At 74.2% G+C, this 275-nt stretch carries 1 protein-coding gene; it reads right to left on the bottom strand.

The window, feature by feature from the left end:
• On the bottom strand, positions 1-275 hold a 275-nt coding region (locus tag E0702_RS17295), incomplete at both ends, for a PfkB family carbohydrate kinase (protein WP_205742051.1).

A 275-nucleotide genomic window follows, 5' to 3' on the forward strand; every position in this document is an offset into this window, starting at 1 on the left:
TCCCTCGGCCAGGGCCGTCGCCAGCGCCCCGTTGAACGCATCGCCCGCGCCCGTGGTCTCGACCACCGGCCCAGGGGTGAAGGCGGGCTGGTGGATGGTCTGCGTGGCGCTACGATAGAGAACGCCCTGCGCGCCGAGGGTGACGATCACAGCCCCCGGGCCCCGCGCCAGCAGGGCATCGGCGGCCCGCACCGCGTCGTCGGGGCCGGTGACGGGGTGGCCGGTGAGCGCCTCCGCCTCGGTCTCGTTCGGCGTGACGATATCGCAAAGCGCCA

The sequence above is a fragment of the Halomonas marinisediminis genome (assembly GCF_004347715.1).
GTDB lineage: Bacteria > Pseudomonadota > Gammaproteobacteria > Pseudomonadales > Halomonadaceae > Halomonas > Halomonas icarae.